Source organism: Stenotrophomonas geniculata ATCC 19374 = JCM 13324, assembly GCF_001431625.1.
In the GTDB taxonomy this organism is placed as follows: Bacteria; Pseudomonadota; Gammaproteobacteria; order Xanthomonadales; family Xanthomonadaceae; genus Stenotrophomonas; species Stenotrophomonas geniculata.
Map to the genome: position 1 here is coordinate 24,622 of NZ_LLXT01000118.1, position 14,394 is coordinate 39,015.

10 protein-coding genes and 2 rRNA genes are annotated in these 14,394 nt (G+C 66.5%); 4 read left to right on the forward strand and 8 right to left on the reverse strand.

Translation table 11 applies throughout. The features are described from left to right. Positions 1 to 36 precede the first annotated feature (36 nt). Complete coding sequence (gene coxB / locus ARC63_RS14390; protein WP_057503634.1) at positions 37 to 1,020, reverse strand: cytochrome c oxidase subunit II; 984 nt, start codon at positions 1,018 to 1,020, stop codon at positions 37 to 39. Positions 1,021 to 1,031: 11 nt separating this feature from the next. Then, entirely contained in the window at positions 1,032 to 1,508 is a 477-nt protein-coding gene (locus tag ARC63_RS14395) for a DUF2244 domain-containing protein (protein ID WP_004153894.1), read from the reverse strand. Positions 1,509 to 1,782: 274 nt separating this feature from the next. On the opposite strand from ARC63_RS14395, the gene putA reads away from it, so the two are divergent. After that, positions 1,783 to 5,001: a bifunctional proline dehydrogenase/L-glutamate gamma-semialdehyde dehydrogenase PutA gene (gene putA, locus ARC63_RS14400; protein ID WP_057503635.1), complete on the forward strand. Its 3,219-nt coding sequence runs from the start codon at positions 1,783 to 1,785 to the stop codon at positions 4,999 to 5,001. A gap of 118 nt (positions 5,002 to 5,119) precedes the next feature. Here the strand turns inward: putA and pnuC are convergent, their stop codons facing one another. Further along, on the reverse strand, positions 5,120 to 5,692 hold the full coding sequence (pnuC, locus tag ARC63_RS14405; RefSeq protein WP_057503636.1) for a nicotinamide riboside transporter PnuC: 573 nt from the start codon (positions 5,690 to 5,692) through the stop codon (positions 5,120 to 5,122). A gap of 112 nt (positions 5,693 to 5,804) precedes the next feature. Next, positions 5,805 to 7,154, reverse strand: a complete 1,350-nt coding sequence (locus ARC63_RS14410) for an outer membrane protein transport protein (RefSeq protein ID WP_010484240.1) — start codon at positions 7,152 to 7,154, stop codon at positions 5,805 to 5,807. 228 nt (positions 7,155 to 7,382) lie between these two features. Between ARC63_RS14410 and ARC63_RS14415 the strand changes: the two genes are divergently transcribed. Then, complete coding sequence (locus ARC63_RS14415) at positions 7,383 to 8,075, forward strand: rhomboid family intramembrane serine protease (RefSeq protein ID WP_010484241.1); 693 nt, start codon at positions 7,383 to 7,385, stop codon at positions 8,073 to 8,075. Positions 8,076 to 8,158: 83 nt separating this feature from the next. Here ARC63_RS14415 and ARC63_RS14420 read toward each other — a convergent pair whose 3' ends face one another. Both ARC63_RS14420 and ARC63_RS14425 read right to left on the reverse strand, forming a co-directional pair. Next, complete coding sequence (locus ARC63_RS14420) at positions 8,159 to 9,619, reverse strand: S41 family peptidase (RefSeq protein ID WP_057503637.1); 1,461 nt, start codon at positions 9,617 to 9,619, stop codon at positions 8,159 to 8,161. Between the two features lie 108 nt (positions 9,620 to 9,727). Beyond that, a complete protein-coding gene (locus tag ARC63_RS14425; RefSeq protein WP_010484243.1) occupies positions 9,728 to 11,026 on the reverse strand; it encodes a murein hydrolase activator EnvC family protein in 1,299 nt (432 codons plus the stop codon). 95 nt (positions 11,027 to 11,121) lie between these two features. On the opposite strand from ARC63_RS14425, the gene ARC63_RS14430 reads away from it, so the two are divergent. Then, positions 11,122 to 11,784 carry a DUF4097 family beta strand repeat-containing protein gene (locus tag ARC63_RS14430; protein ID WP_010484244.1) on the forward strand — a complete coding sequence of 221 codons (663 nt, stop codon included), beginning with the start codon at positions 11,122 to 11,124 and terminating at the stop codon, positions 11,782 to 11,784. A gap of 86 nt (positions 11,785 to 11,870) precedes the next feature. After that, positions 11,871 to 13,580, forward strand: coding sequence for a M28 family metallopeptidase (locus ARC63_RS14435; RefSeq protein ID WP_049412331.1), 1,710 nt, complete (start codon positions 11,871 to 11,873; stop codon positions 13,578 to 13,580). A 281-nt stretch (positions 13,581 to 13,861) separates the two neighbouring features. Here the strand turns inward: ARC63_RS14435 and rrf (ARC63_RS14440) are convergent. After that, positions 13,862 to 13,976, reverse strand: a 5S ribosomal RNA gene (gene rrf / locus ARC63_RS14440). Between the two features lie 132 nt (positions 13,977 to 14,108). Beyond that, positions 14,109 to 14,223: ribosomal RNA gene (rrf, locus tag ARC63_RS14445) — 5S ribosomal RNA — on the reverse strand. Positions 14,224 to 14,394: the final 171 nt, after the last annotated feature.

A 14,394-nucleotide genomic window follows, 5' to 3' on the forward strand; every position in this document is an offset into this window, starting at 1 on the left:
TTGTCACCACGGCCGCGAGCGGCCGCGGGCTTTACATCACGCGCCGCTGGCTGCGGTGGCAGGTGCGCTGCCGGCTTCGGCAGCCGCAGGCGCTGCCGATGCTCCGCTCGCAGGTGCAGCCGGCTCTGCAGGTGCCGCGGGCGTTGTCGGCGTTGTCGGCGTTGTCGGCGTTGTCGGCGCGGCTGGCGGCGCCGGCTTGCGCTGCGCCAGCCACTGCTTGAAGTCTTCCTTGGACACCGCCTCGACCACGATCGGCATGAAGCCGTGGTCCTTGCCGCACAGCTCTGCGCACTGCCCGCGGTACACGCCGGGCTGCTCGATGCTGGTCCAGGCTTCGTTGATGAAGCCGGGGATGGCGTCCTGCTTCCAGCCCAGCGCCGGTACCCACCAGGCGTGGATCACGTCGTCGGAGGTGATGACGAAACGCACCTTGGTATCGACCGGCAGCACCAGGCGGTTGTCGACATCCAGCAGGTAGTGCGGATGGCTCTCGCGGGTCGGCACGACGCCGCTCTGCCGCACACGGTCGGACTCGCGGTCCAGCCGGCTGGTGAAGGTGACGTTCTCGCCGAGGTATTCGTACTTCCACATCCACTGGTAGCCGGTGACCTTCACCGTCATCTCGGCATCGCGGGTGTCGTACATCTTGATCAGGTTGGCCGTGGCCGGCCAGGCCATCACGATCAGGATGATCACCGGGATCACCGTCCAGATCACCTCGGCCTTGGTGTTGTGGCTGAAGGTGGCGGCGACCGCGCCCTTGGATTTGCGGAACTTGAACATGGCGTAGGCCATCGCCCCGAACACGATGACGCCGATCACCGTGCAGATGATCAACGACAGGTTGTTCGATTCCCAGGCCAGGCGCGAGGTCTGGGTCACCCCCTTGCCCATGTTCAGCTGCCACGGCTTGGGATCGGCCGCCTGGGCCCAGGCCAACGCCGGCATCAGTCCCCCGGTCGCCAGCACTGCGGCAACCGCGTTCACGCACTTCGTGCCCCACCTGCTGCTTTGCTTCATTGCCTAGACCCTTAGCGTCGTCGGTTGCCGCCATCGCTGGCGGCGAGCAAGCTTTCAAGTGTCTCTGCAAGCGTCTGACGTTCGGCCGGCGCGAGGAAACTCCCCACCTCCACCTGCCGGCCGCTGGATGCCAGCCGGACCCTCTCATCGTCGGTGAGCAGGCGCACCCAGTGGGGGTGGGCCCGGAACACCGGCGATCCACCGGGTACGGGAATGACCTCCACGTACGCCGGCACTACCCGGATCTCCTCCTGTCGTTCACCACTGCGCCACAAGGCACGCAGCGCCGCCGCCAGCACCAGGCTGTAAAGCAGCGCGAACAGGGGCGCGAATGCATTGCCGGCCAACCACCCGAGGGCGGACACCAGCCACATCGCACCCGACAACACGGTGAACAACAGGACGAACTGCCGGGCATCGAGCGCCCGTGGGGGACGCAGCCGCAGCTGCGTACCTGACCCATCCGGAGCTGGAAGCACCTCGATCATGTCGCAACCGCGTTCCTGCCGCGGGAAACGTCTCGATGGTAGCCCCGCCCTCTCGCCGGTAGCAAGGGTGCATTCACACTTTTTCCCATGCTGCAACACAGCATGAGGTCGGCGACACAAATGACGAATTCAGCACAAATTCTTCCGAGCTTGCTGAACACGCTGAATCCACCGCAGCTAGGGGCTATCAGCACTTCATCAAGGTGGCTGCGGGGCACTTCCGGAACCCGCAAAAATGATTAAAATCGCCAAGTTTTCCACTGGCCGGACCGGCATGAACGCACCTTCCTCCTCCCCTGCCGCCCACGACGCTCCGCGTCCCGGCGCGCTGCTGTCGCCGGAACTGCCGGCGCCCCCCAACCCGTTCCGCCAGGCCATCACCGATGCCTGGTTGAAGGACGAGGCCAGCCATGTGCGCGAGCTGCTGGCCCAGGCCCGCCTGCCCGCCGACGAGCAGGCCAGGGTGCAGGCGCTGGCCGCCGACCTGGTCGGCCGCGTGCGCGTGCGTGCCAAGGACCAGGGCGCGATCGAAGCCTTCATGCGCCAGTACGACCTGGGCAGCGAGGAAGGCGTGCTGCTGATGTGCGTGGCCGAGGCGCTGCTGCGCATTCCGGACCAGGACACCGCCGACAAGCTGATCCGCGACAAGCTGGCCGATGCCGACTGGGAAAAGCACCTGGGTGGCAGCGACTCGGTGCTGGTCAACGCCTCCACCTGGGGCCTGATGCTGACCGGCAAGCTGGTGCAGATGAACGACGCCACCCGCGCCGATGCCCCCAGCGCGTTCAAGCGCCTGGTCGGCCGCGTGGGTGAGCCGGTGGTGCGCCTGGCCGTGCGCCAGGCCATGAAGATCATGGGCCACCAGTTCGTGATGGGCCGCACCATCAGCGAAGCGCTGGCGCGCTCGCACAAGGGTGACAACGCCAGCTACCGCTACTCGTTCGACATGCTGGGCGAAGGCGCGCTGACCATGAAGGACGCGCTGCGCTACCTGGAAGACTACCGTCGTGCGATCCACGCCATCGGCGGCGATCACAAGGCACGCGGCGGCCGTCCGGACGGCGACGTCAACAACGCCCCGGGCATCTCGATCAAGCTGTCGGCGCTGTACCCGCGCTACGAGCACGCCAAGCGCGAGCGCGTACTGAAGGACCTGGTGCCGGGCGTGCTGGAACTGGCACAGCTGGCCAAGAGCTACGGCATCGGCTGCACCGTCGACGCCGAAGAGTCCGACCGCCTGGAACTGTCGCTGGACATCATCGAGCAGGTCTTCTCCGATGCCTCGCTGTCCGGCTGGGATGGTTTCGGCGTGGTCGTGCAGGCCTACCAGAAGCGCACGCCGTACACGATCGACCACCTGGCCGACATGGCACGCCGCGCCGGTCGCCGCCTGCAGGTACGCCTGGTCAAGGGCGCCTACTGGGACGCCGAGATCAAGCGCGCGCAGATCGAAGGCTATCCGGGCTACCCGGTGTTCACCCGCAAGCAGAACACCGACGTGTCCTACCTGGCCTGCGCAAAGCGCCTGTTCACGCATGCCGATGCGATCTACCCGATGTTCGCCACGCACAACGCGCACACCATCGCCGCAGTGCGCAGCATCGCCAATGGCGGCGTGTACGAGCACCAGAAGCTGCACGGCATGGGTGACGATCTGTACGCCGAAGTGGTGCCGGCCGATCGCTTGAACCTGCCCTGCCGCGTGTACGCCCCGGTCGGTTCACATGAAGACCTGCTGCCGTACCTGGTGCGCCGCCTGCTGGAAAACGGCGCCAACTCCAGCTTCGTCAACCGCATCACCGACGAGCGCGTGCCGATCGCCGACCTGATCCGCGATCCGGTCGAGATGGTGTCCTCGTTCGAATCGATTCCGCATCCCAAGATCCCGCTGCCGGTTGACCTGCTGCGCAGCCAGAACCACGACAGGAAGAACTCCATGGGCGCCAATCTCGCCAACGACAACGAACTGCGCGCCCTGGCCGAGCAGATCAACGCGGCTGTGAAGCCCTGGCAGGCCGCGCCGCTGGTACCGGGTGCGAACCCGGCCGGCGCCGCGCTGCCGGTGACCAACCCGGCCGACACCCGCGAAGTGGTCGGCCAGTGGCTGGCCGCCGACGCTGCCACCGTGCAGAAGGCCCTGGCCAATGCCGTGGCCGCGCAGCCGGCCTGGAACCGCACCCCGGCCGCCAGCCGCGCCGCCATCCTCGAGCACGCCGCCGACCAGCTGGAAGCGCGCATGCCGGAGTTCATGGCGCTGTGCGTGAAGGAAGCCGGCAAGAGCCTGCCCGACAGCATCGCCGAAGTGCGCGAAGCGGTGGATTTCCTGCGCTACTACGCCAAGCAGGCACGCGAGCAGTTCAGCCACGCCGAGAAGCTGCCGAGCCCGACCGGTGAATCCAACGAGCTGCAGCTGCACGGCCGCGGCGTGTTCGTCTGCATCAGCCCGTGGAACTTCCCGCTGGCGATCTTCCTGGGCCAGGTGGCCGCTGCACTCGCCGCTGGCAACAGCGTGATCGCCAAGCCGGCCGAGCAGACCAACCTGATCGGCTACTACGCGGTGAAGCTGCTGCACGACGCCGGCGTGCCGGCCGAGGTGGTGCAGTTCCTGCCGGGCGACGGTGCCACCGTCGGTGCCGCGCTGACCGCCGACCCGCGCGTGGCCGGCGTGGCCTTCACCGGTTCCACCGACACCGCCCGTGCGATCAACCGCGCGATGGCCGCACGTGACGCCGCCATCGGTGTACTGATCGCCGAAACCGGCGGCCAGAACGCCTTCATCGCCGATTCCTCGGCGCTGCCGGAACAGCTGGTCAAGGACGCGATCGGTTCGGCCTTCACCTCCGCCGGCCAGCGCTGCTCGGCCGCGCGCGTGCTGTTCGTGCAGGACGACATCGCCGACAAGGTGATGACCATGCTGGCCGGTGCGATGAAGGAACTGAAGGTCGGCAACCCCGGCCTGCTGTCCACCGACGTCGGCCCGGTGATCGACGCCGATGCACTGAAGATCCTGCAGGACCACGCCGAACGCATGGACCGCGAAGCGCGCCTGATCGCCGCTGCCGAGCTGTCCGCCGAAGCCGCCAATGGCACCTTCTTCGCACCGCGCGCGTACGAACTGAAGGACCTGGGCCAGCTGCAGAAGGAAGTGTTCGGTCCGGTGCTGCACGTCATCCGCTGGAAGGGCGACCAGCTCGACGCGGTGATCGACCAGATCAACGCCACCGGCTACGGCCTGACCCTGGGCGTGCATTCGCGCATCGACGAAACCGTTGATCGCATCAGCAACGGCGTCCACGTCGGCAACGTCTACGTCAACCGCAACCAGATCGGTGCGGTGGTCGGCGTGCAGCCGTTCGGCGGCCAGGGCCTGTCCGGCACCGGTCCGAAGGCCGGCGGCCCGCACTACCTGCTGCGTTTCGCCACCGAGAAGACGGTGACGGTGAACACCACCGCCGCCGGCGGCAACGCTTCGCTGCTGACCCTGGGCGACTGATCGCCCGGTTGATGCGGCAAACGAGAAACCCCGCGAAAGCGGGGTTTTTTGTGCATTGCTTGCTGTAGAGCCGAGCCCATGCTCGGCTTGAACGGTACAGCCGAGCATGGGCTCGGCTCTACACCCGCATCAGATTGCGCCAGTGCCGGAGGGCGACCAGTGCGTTGATCCAGAAACCGATGTACAGGATCGAGGTCAGATGCAGGCCACGGCTGTAGTACAGCGGCACCGCGACGGTATTCACCAGCAGCCACACCCACCACGATTCCAGCTTGCGCCGCATCATCAGGATCTGGGCGATCACGCTCAGCACCAGCACCGCCGAATCGATGTAGGGCGCGTAGGCGTTGGTCAGGCGGGTCAGCATCCAGCCGTAGCCGAAGGTCGCCACCACCGCCAGTGGTGCCAGCCACGCCCAGGCACGCGGTCGCAATGAGGTGATCGGCAGCGGCGCACCATGGTCCCCACGCAGCCACTGCCACCAGCCCAGCACGCTGATGGCGATGAAGAAGAACTGCAGCACCATGTCTGCATACAGGTGAGAGCGCTCGAACACCGCCGCGAACAGCGCGCAGCCGACGATGCCCAGCCACCAGGTGTGCACGTTGTTGCGGCCGGCCAGCAGGATCGAGCCGGCGACGGCGATGTTGGCGGCCAGCTCCAGCTGGAAGTTCGGGTCGGACAGGTTCATCGCGCTATTGTCGTGGATCCACGCCATGCGTGGATGCCCCAAACCAGCTCCGCAAAAAGAAGGCCCCGCTTGCGCGGGGCCTTCCGTGTACTGCGTCAGGCGTTGGCCCGAATCAGAACTTGTACTGGAACGAAGCAGCCAGCACGTCGCCACGGACCTTGTACTTGCCCGACAGCGAGTTGCCCTGGTTGGCAGTGGTCGCACGCACGTTCACGTTCGGATCGCTGGTGAACAGGTGGGTGTAGCCAAAGTTCCACTCGGTGTTCTGCGACGGGGTCCAGCCCACGCCCAGCGACAGCCACTTGCGGCTGGTATCCGGCACGCGGACGTCGCGGTGGGCGTCGGTGGTCGGGGTCTGGTCCAGCGCAACACCACCGCGCAGGGTGACGGTGTCGCTCAGCTTGTAGTCAGCGCCCAGCGACACGAAGGTGGTGTCACGGTAGCCGAACTCCAGGACCGAATCCGCCTGCGGCGAAGCGTAGTCGACGGTGACGCTGTCAAAGGCGGTCGACCAGGCGGTGCGGGTCACGTCGCCCATCACGGTCCAGCGGTCGTTGACCTTGTGGGTCACGCTCAGGGTGGCCGAGGCCGGCATGGTCACCGTGGCCTTGCCGCTGGTGTCCATGAACCAACCGCGGGTACGCGGCGAGTTGGTCAGCAGGGAACGGGCGCGGTCGGCGCCGCTGAAGGTCGCATCACCACCGGTGATCTTGTGCTCGACCTTCGAACGGTAGCTCAGGCCGATGTGGGTGTTCTCGTCGATCGAGAACAGGCCACCGACGGTCCAGCCCACGGCATTGTTGTCACCCTCGATCTTCAGGGTGCCATCGGCGCTGCCCGGGGCGAAGCCCGGAGCGCCGGCACCGGCCAGGATGCTGCCGTAGTCGACGGCGTTGCTCAGCTCGATGGTCAGGTGTTCGACGAACACCGACGCGCCGAAGGACACGTACGGGTTGACGTCATACGACGCGGCGAAGCCGAGGTCGATGGCCTTCAGATCGGTCTTCAGGCCGCTGTAACGACCGACCCAACCGTTGTCGTATTCGGTCTTGAAGCCGAACGGTGCGGTCAGCGACACACCGAAGTGGGCCTTCTCGCCGATCGGCATGTGGAAGTACGCGGCCGGAACCGGAGCGATCATGCCGGCGTCGCCGCCGTCACCACCGGTCTGCGGACGGCCTGCTGCATTGCGGCCCTGGCCCTTGAACTCGGCCTTGAAGCTGATGGCGCTCAGGTCGCCCTGGACCAGGGTGCCATCGAGCTGGCGCATGCCGGCCGGGTTGACGGCGATGATGGAGGCGTCGCCTTCGGCGCTGCCGGAGCCGGCGAACGCGCGGCCCAGGCCCTTGGCGCTGTTTTCCTTCAGCTGGAAGGCAGCGGCATTGGCGTCGGCAGCAGCCAGCGCACCGGCAACGCCGACGGCCAGCAGGGTCAATCGGGCAATGGTGGAAGCGGTTTGCATCGTAGTTCTCTCTCTCCGGTAAGCGGTGATGGTGCTCTGAGTGCGCCTGCGCCCGGCGGGCCCTGGGGCCCTTCGGAGCGCGCCGGATTCCCCTCCCGACATACGACGCCGTATGCGAGTATTACCCAGACCTGTTAATGAAACAATAACAGCGCAGGCGCTTTTTTCGTCTCAAAAGCTGAACAGGACAATCCCCGCCGTAAGCGCCCTCACGCTAGGCTAGTGCCCATGTTCGTCTCCCTCCCGTCGCGCAAGAAGGCAGCCCTGCGCTGGGCCACGCCCGTGCTGTTTGCGGCACTGTGGCTGGCGTTCCTGTGGTCGATCTCGCGTCCGGATGACGCCCGGGGCAGCCTCTGGCTGGACTGGGGCGCCCTGTCCACCGGCCTGACCCACCCGCTGGACTGGTGGGCGACCCTGCAGGACGGCAGCGTGCTGCGCCTGTTCACCGCCCTGTTCCTGCACGCGGACTGGTCACACCTGCTGGGCAATCTGGTGTTCCTGCTGATCTTCGGCCTGCCCGCCGAACGGGTGCTGGGCCCGTGGCGCCTGCTGCTGCTGTTCCTGGTCGGCGGTGCGGTGTCCAATCTGGTGGCCATCTACACCATGGGCAGCCCGGACCAGATCATCATCGGTGCCAGCGGTGCGGTGTCAGCGCTGATCGGCGCCTATCTGGCCCTGTTCCCGGGCGCGCGGCTGGGCGTGGTGATCCCGCTGGGCCTGTTCCTGGAGTTCGTGCGCGCCCCGGCCTACCTGCTGATCGGCGTCTGGGCCGCCCTGCAGGTGGTGTTCGCCCATATCGGCCCAAGCTTCGGCATGGTGGCCTGGTGGGCGCACATCGGTGGCTTCCTGTTCGGCCTGCTGTACGGCGTGTACGTGCGCGCCGCGATCGCACGCCGCCTGCGCAAGCGGCACGGCTTCTGACCCCCTGGGGTGCCGGCCGCTGGCCGGCGTCACGCTCACCCGCTCGTTCGTAGATCAGTCGAGCACGGCTCGACGCTACAGAATCAGGGCTTGGCCGGAGCCGGTGCGGGCTTTGCTTCCGGCTTTGCTTCCGGCTTCGCTTCCGGCTTCGGTTCTACCTTCGCCTCCGGCTTCGCAGCTGTGGCCTTCGCGGCCTTCGCCGCATCCGCTTTCGCCGCTTCGGCCTTCAAGCGTGCAGCCACCGAACCCGGATTCTTCAGCTCAGCCAGCGCGTCGTTGATCGGGCCATCGCCCGGCAGTACGGCGCCGGCGTGGTAGCCCTCGGTGCCTTCGTCGTCACCGCGCAGATGGCCCGGCAGGGTCGCTTCGCTGTAATCGCTCAGGCTGGCCGGCAGCGCCTCGTCTTCCGGGCGCGCCGCAGGCTTCAGTTCGACCTCCGGCACGATGCCGGTGGCCTGGATCGACTTGCCGCTGGGCGTGTAATAACGCGCGGTGGTCAGCTTCACCGAATCACCGTTGTCCAGCGGCAGCACGGTCTGCACCGAGCCCTTGCCGAAGGTGCGGCTGCCGACCACGCGGGCGCGCTTGTTGTCGCGCAGTGCGCCGGCCAGCACTTCCGAGGCACTGGCCGAACCCGCATCGACCAGCACCACCACCGGTGCCCCCTTCAACAGATCGCCCGGGGTCGCATCGAAGCGTGCATCGCTGATGCTGATGCGGCCGCGGGTGCTGACGATGTTGCCCTTGTCGAGCAGGTCGTCGGCCACCTGCACGGCAGCGGTCAGCAGGCCACCCGGGTTGCTGCGCAGATCCAGCACCAGGCCCTTGAGCTGGCCACCGGACTGCTTCTGCAGCTGCTGCACGTGCTTCTGGAAGTCCGAACCGGTGTCGGCCTGGAACGTGCTCAGGCGGATATAGCCATAGCCGGGTTCCAGCAGGCGGCTGCGCACACTTGTCACGCGGATGGTCTGCCGGGTGAGGCTGACATCGAAGGGTTTGGGCTTGCCTTCGCGCACGATGGTCAGCACGACCTTGCTGCCGGCCGGGCCGCGCAGCGGTTCGCTGGCATCGATCGCGCTGATCGGCTTGCCGTCGATGGCGATGATCAGGTCACCGGCGAGGATGCCGGCCTTCGCCGCCGGCGTGTCGTCGATCGGCGAAATCACCTTCATGCTGGCATTGTCGGGCTGCTGCTGCAGCTCCACGCCGATGCCTTCGTAGGCGCCGCTGGCCTGTTCGTCGAACGCCTGCGCGTCTTCCTTGTTGAAGTAGGTGCTGTGCGGGTCGAGGTCGAGCAGCAGGCCACGCACCGCGGCCTGCATCAGCTTCTTGTCATCGACCGGATCGACGTAGGCGGCCCGCACTGCGTTGTAGACGGCCACGAAGCGGCGGATGTCCTCCAGCGGCACCTTCGAGGTCACCGCCTCCTCGCTGCTCGCTGCCTGCCCGCCGGTTTCCTGGCTCGGGGCGGGCGCGGTCTGCTGCGCCCAGGACAGCGCTGGCAACAGGGCCAGCAAGAGGGTGGCGGTACGGGCTGCGCGCATGGATCACTCCTGTCGACGGTGGCATGGTGCCCAAGGCACATGCACCGATTATGCGCGAAGCACAGCTAAATTCCCGTTGAATCCGCCCTGCACGCGGAAGCGCTGGATTCAGCGCCGCTGCAGCCAGCTGTCAGGGTTCACCGGCTGCCCACCACGACGCAGCTCGAAATACAGCGCGGTGACGCCCTGGCCGCCGGAATTGCCGACCTTGGCCACCGCATCACCACGGCTGACCCGCGCGCCGGCATCCTTGAGCAGGGTGTCGTTGTGGGCGTACAGGCTCATGTAGCCGTTGCCGTGGTCGACGATCAGGATCATGCCGTAGCCGGTCATCCAGTCGGAGAACACCACAGTGCCATCGGCCACCGCGGTGACGGTGCTGCCGGCCGGTGCACCGATCAGCACGCCGCTGCTGGTGCGGCCATCAGGCAGCTTGCCGCCATAGCGGGCCAGCAGGTTGCCGGACAACGGCCAGCCCAGGCCACCGACCTTCGGCGCCGGTGCCGACGCCACCGCCGGCGGAACCTTGGTCGGCGGCGGCGGGCGGCCCTGCGCAGCGGCCTGGCGTGCGGCCCGCTCGGCAGCGGCCTTTTCGGCGGCGGCTCGGCGTGCAGCCGCGCGACGCTCGGCCTCGGCGCGGGCGGCGGCCGCGCGCAGATTGGCCAGCAGTGTTTCCAGCGCCTTGGCGTCCTGGCCCAGCGCCTGTTCCTTCTCGCGCTGGTCCTTGAAGCGTTCGTCCAGCGAGGCCACGGTCTTGGCGCGATCGCGACGGTCGGCTTCCAGCGCCGCCGCCTGCTGCTTCTGGTCCTGTTGTGCACCCTGCAGCTTCTGCTTGCGCTCGGCGATCTGCGCCTGCAGCGCTTCCAGTTCCTTCAGGTCGGCGGTCAGCGTGGTGATCCGCTGCGCACGCTCGCGTTGCAGGTAACGATGGTAGGCCAGGGCGCGATTGGCATCGGCTACCGTGTCCTGCGACAACAGCAGCTTCAGTGGTGCGTGGTTGCCCAGCTGGTAGGCTGCACGCAGCAGGCCGGCCAGCTCGCGATGCTGCTGGGCGAGGTTGGCCTGCAGCGTGCTGCGGCGTTGTTCGGCCTCGGCCAGGGCCCTTCCCTGCTCGCGCAGCGCGGTTTCCGTCTGCGCAAGCGCACGGCCGGTGCGGGCCACCTTCTCATCTGCCTCGCGCAGCTGCTGCGAGGCCTGGCCACGCTGGCCTTCGATCTGCCGGCGCTCCTGCGCCACGCCCTTCAGCTCACTGCGCAGTTTCTGCAGCTTGCGCTCGGTCTCGCGCGTGGTCTGCGCGGCACCCGGCAACGGCAACGCCAGTGCCAAGGCCAGCCCCAACAGCAGGCAGCGCCCGCCGCGGGCAGCGGCGATGTGATGTCGGCGTGATGGGAAGGCGTTGTTGCGCAAGGGCTTTCCAGTGACTTCAGGCAGTTGCAGGGGGTACCGGGGAATGGTGACATCTCCGCACGCGGCCTGCCAGCCGCACATCCATCGAGGTCCCCATGAAAGCTCTCTCCATTCCGCTGCTGTTGGGCGTACTGCTGGCCACCGGGCCGGTCTGCGCTCAGGAGAACATCAGCAAGGTCAACGGCAGCATCAGCGCCGAACCCGGCCAGCGCTACGGCAAGCTGGACACCGTCAACGGCGGCATCCGCGTCGGCGAAGGCGTCGAGACCGGCAGCATCGACACCGTCAACGGCGGGGTGAAGGTCGCCGATCGCGCGCGCACTGGCAAGATCGAAACGGTCAACGGCGGTGTGCGCCTGGGCCGCGAAGTGATCGCCCATGGCAACGTCAGCACCGTCAACGGCAGCATCTTCAGCGATCGCGGCAGCCAGATCGAAGGCGGCGTTGAAACCGTGAACGGTGGCATCGGGCTGGTCGAAAGCCGCGTCGGCAACGACGTGGAAACCGTCAACGGTGACATCACCGTGGGCATCGGTTCGCAGGTCAAGGGCGGTGTGCACGTGCGCAAGCCGAACTTCAGCGTCTCGCTGACCGCCAGCCGCAAGCCACGCGTGATCATCGGCCCGAATGCCGTGGTCGACGGCCCGTTGCAGTTCGAGCGCGAGGTGGTGCTGTACGTGCACCGCACGGCCCGCATCGGCCCGGTCACCGGCGCCGAGCCGATCCCGTTCGACACCGAAACCGCTCCGGCGGACTGAGCACACCGCGCCCATCGGTTCGGTGATACTCGCTGTTACCGGTCGTACACGAGGTACGGCCGCCCTTTGTTTTCCAGGAATCGACGATGCCCCGCAAACTCCTCCTGTGCCTGGCCGCTGCGGCCGCGCTCAGTGCCTGCAAAGGCGAAGACACTCCGGCGCCCGCGCCGGCCACCGACACCGCCGCTGCCAAGCCGGCGACCCATGCGTTCTCGCCGGAGATCAACGCCGGCGACTTCGCCGAGATGGTCAAGACGCTGGCTTCGGATGAATTCGAAGGCCGCGCCCCGGGCAGCAAGGGCGAGGAACTGACGGTCAACTACATCCGCGACCAGATGCAGCGCATCGGCCTTCAGCCCGGCAACGGTGACAGCTGGTTCCAGGATGTGCCGATGACCGAGACCACGGCCGACGCGTCGACCGTGCTGAAGATCACCCAGGGCGGCAAGACCACCGAGCTGAAGTTCGGCACCGACATGGTGGTGGGTACCCGTACCGGCCAGGCCGAGGTGAAGGTCGATGCCAGCGACCTGGTGTTCGTCGGCTACGGCGTCGATGCGCCGGAGCAGAAGTGGAATGACTATGCCGGCCAGGACTGGAAGGGTAAGACGGTCGTGATGTTCGTCAACGACCCGGGCTTCCATGTCGATGACGCGAAGCTGTTCGACGGCAAGCGCATGACCTACTACGGCCGCTGGACCTACAAGTTCGAGGAGGCAGCGCGCAAGGGCGCCGCTGCCGCGCTGATCGTGCACGACACTGCCGGTGCCTCCTATGGCTGGGACGTGGTGAAGAACTCCTGGGCCGGGCCGCAGTACGACCTGCCGGCGAAGGATGACCCGGATGCCCGCATCCCGGTGCAGGGCTGGCTGAGCGCCGACGCCGCCAAGGCGCTGTTTGCCGGTGCCGGCCTGGACCTGGCGCAGGCTTACAAGGATGCGAGCAAGCGCGGCTTCAAGCCGGTGCCGCTGAAGGCCACCGCCGCGGTCGACCTGAAGAGCCAGATCGCGCAGAAGCAGTCGCGCAACGTGGTGGGCGTTTTGCCGGGCAGCAAGCGTGCCGACGAAGCCGTGCTGTACATGGCGCACTGGGACCACCTGGGCAAGCACGAGGGTGAAACCGGCGACAACATCTACAACGGTGCGGTCGACAACGCGACCGGCGTGGCCGGCATCCTCGAGGTGGCTGAAGCGATGGCCCACCAGGAGCCGAAGCCGGAACGTTCGGTGGTGTTCCTGGCGGTGACTCTGGAAGAGTCCGGCCTGCTGGGTTCGAAGTACTACGTCTCCCATCCGACCTTCCCGCTGGACAAGATCGCCGGTGTGATCAACATCGATGCGATGTCGGTGGCCGGCCGTGCCAAGGACGTGACCGTCACCGGCTTCGGCAGCTCGGAGCTGGAAGACATCCTCAAGCCGCTGGCTGCGGCCCAGGACCGCACGCTGCATGGTGAGACCTCGGTGCAGAGCGGCTTCTACTTCCGTTCGGATCACTTCAACTTCGCCAAGGCCGGCGTGCCGGCCCTGTACGCCGATGGCGGCGAAGACCTGCGCGAGGGTGGCGTGGACGCTGGCCGCAAGGCCGCGGCGGACTACGGTGCCAACCGTTACCACGGGCCGAAGGACGAGTTCGATGCGTCCACCTGGAAGCTGGACGGTACGGTCGAAGACCTGCAACTGATGTATGGCGTCGGCAAGGAGCTGGCCGGCGGCGATCGTTGGCCGAACTGGTATGAGGGCAACCCGTTCAAGGCGGCCCGCGACGCGATGATGAAGGACAAGGCCCCGGCCAAGTAAGTCGGGCCATGCTCGACTGAACATCGTTGAGAGCAGAGCGGCGCCCCACGGGGCGCCGTTTTTTTTGTGCGCTCCGCCATTGGTGGGTGCCAACCCTGGCCTGCTGTGTGTAGCGGCCAACCTGGGTTGGCGCCTTGGTTCCTTGCGGGGAGCATCCACGCATGGCGTGGATCTACCGCTGATCCCTCTGCCATCGGTAGTCGCCAACCGTGGTTGGCGCCGCCGCTCGCGGCGGTCAAAGAAAAACCCCGCTGCGTGAGCAGCGGGGTTTTGGGTGTAAACCCTGGCGATGACCTACTCTCGCATGGCTTGAGCCACACTACCATCGGCGCAGCTGCGTTTCACTTCCGAGTTCGGGATGGGATCGGGTGGTTCCACAGCGCTAATTTCACCAGGGAGACGGTTGCAGCAGCGCTTGCAGCGCCAGCTTCGCGATCTTGCCCTTGGGGCGGAAGGTATCCAGAAAAGCAATGCCTTCACTTAATAAGAAAAACCCCGCTGCGCATGCAGCGGGGTTTTGGGTGTAAACCCTGGCGATGACCTACTCTCGCATGGCTTGAGCCACACTACCATCGGCGCAGCTGCGTTTCACTTCCGAGTTCGGGATGGGATCGGGTGGTTCCACAGCGCTAATTTCACCAGGGAGGCGGTTGGAGCGTCGCCATCCGATACAGCTGGATAAGGCGCCTGCCTCTCGTAGTTCTTGTGACGTAGCGTGCACCTGGATGCTCTTACGACGTTGTCGTAAAGCCAAGGCAACTTGAGGTTATATGGTCAAGCCGCACGGATCATTAGTATCAGTTAGCTCAATAAA

Bases quoted from the DNA above. Each gene is read 5' to 3' on its own strand.
- ARC63_RS14410 (WP_010484240.1), bottom strand. From the start codon at position 7,154: ATGCAAACCGCTTCCACCATTGCCCGATTGACCCTGCTGGCCGTCGGC.
- coxB (WP_057503634.1), bottom strand. From the start codon at position 1,020: ATGAAGCAAAGCAGCAGGTGGGGCACGAAGTGCGTGAACGCGGTTGCC.
- ARC63_RS14430 (WP_010484244.1), top strand. From the start codon at position 11,122: ATGAAAGCTCTCTCCATTCCGCTGCTGTTGGGCGTACTGCTGGCCACC.
- ARC63_RS14435 (WP_049412331.1), top strand. From the start codon at position 11,871: ATGCCCCGCAAACTCCTCCTGTGCCTGGCCGCTGCGGCCGCGCTCAGT.
- ARC63_RS14395 (WP_004153894.1), bottom strand. From the start codon at position 1,508: ATGATCGAGGTGCTTCCAGCTCCGGATGGGTCAGGTACGCAGCTGCGG.
- ARC63_RS14420 (WP_057503637.1), bottom strand. From the start codon at position 9,619: ATGCGCGCAGCCCGTACCGCCACCCTCTTGCTGGCCCTGTTGCCAGCG.
- ARC63_RS14415 (WP_010484241.1), top strand. From the start codon at position 7,383: ATGTTCGTCTCCCTCCCGTCGCGCAAGAAGGCAGCCCTGCGCTGGGCC.
- putA (WP_057503635.1), top strand. From the start codon at position 1,783: ATGAACGCACCTTCCTCCTCCCCTGCCGCCCACGACGCTCCGCGTCCC.
- pnuC (WP_057503636.1), bottom strand. From the start codon at position 5,692: ATGAACCTGTCCGACCCGAACTTCCAGCTGGAGCTGGCCGCCAACATC.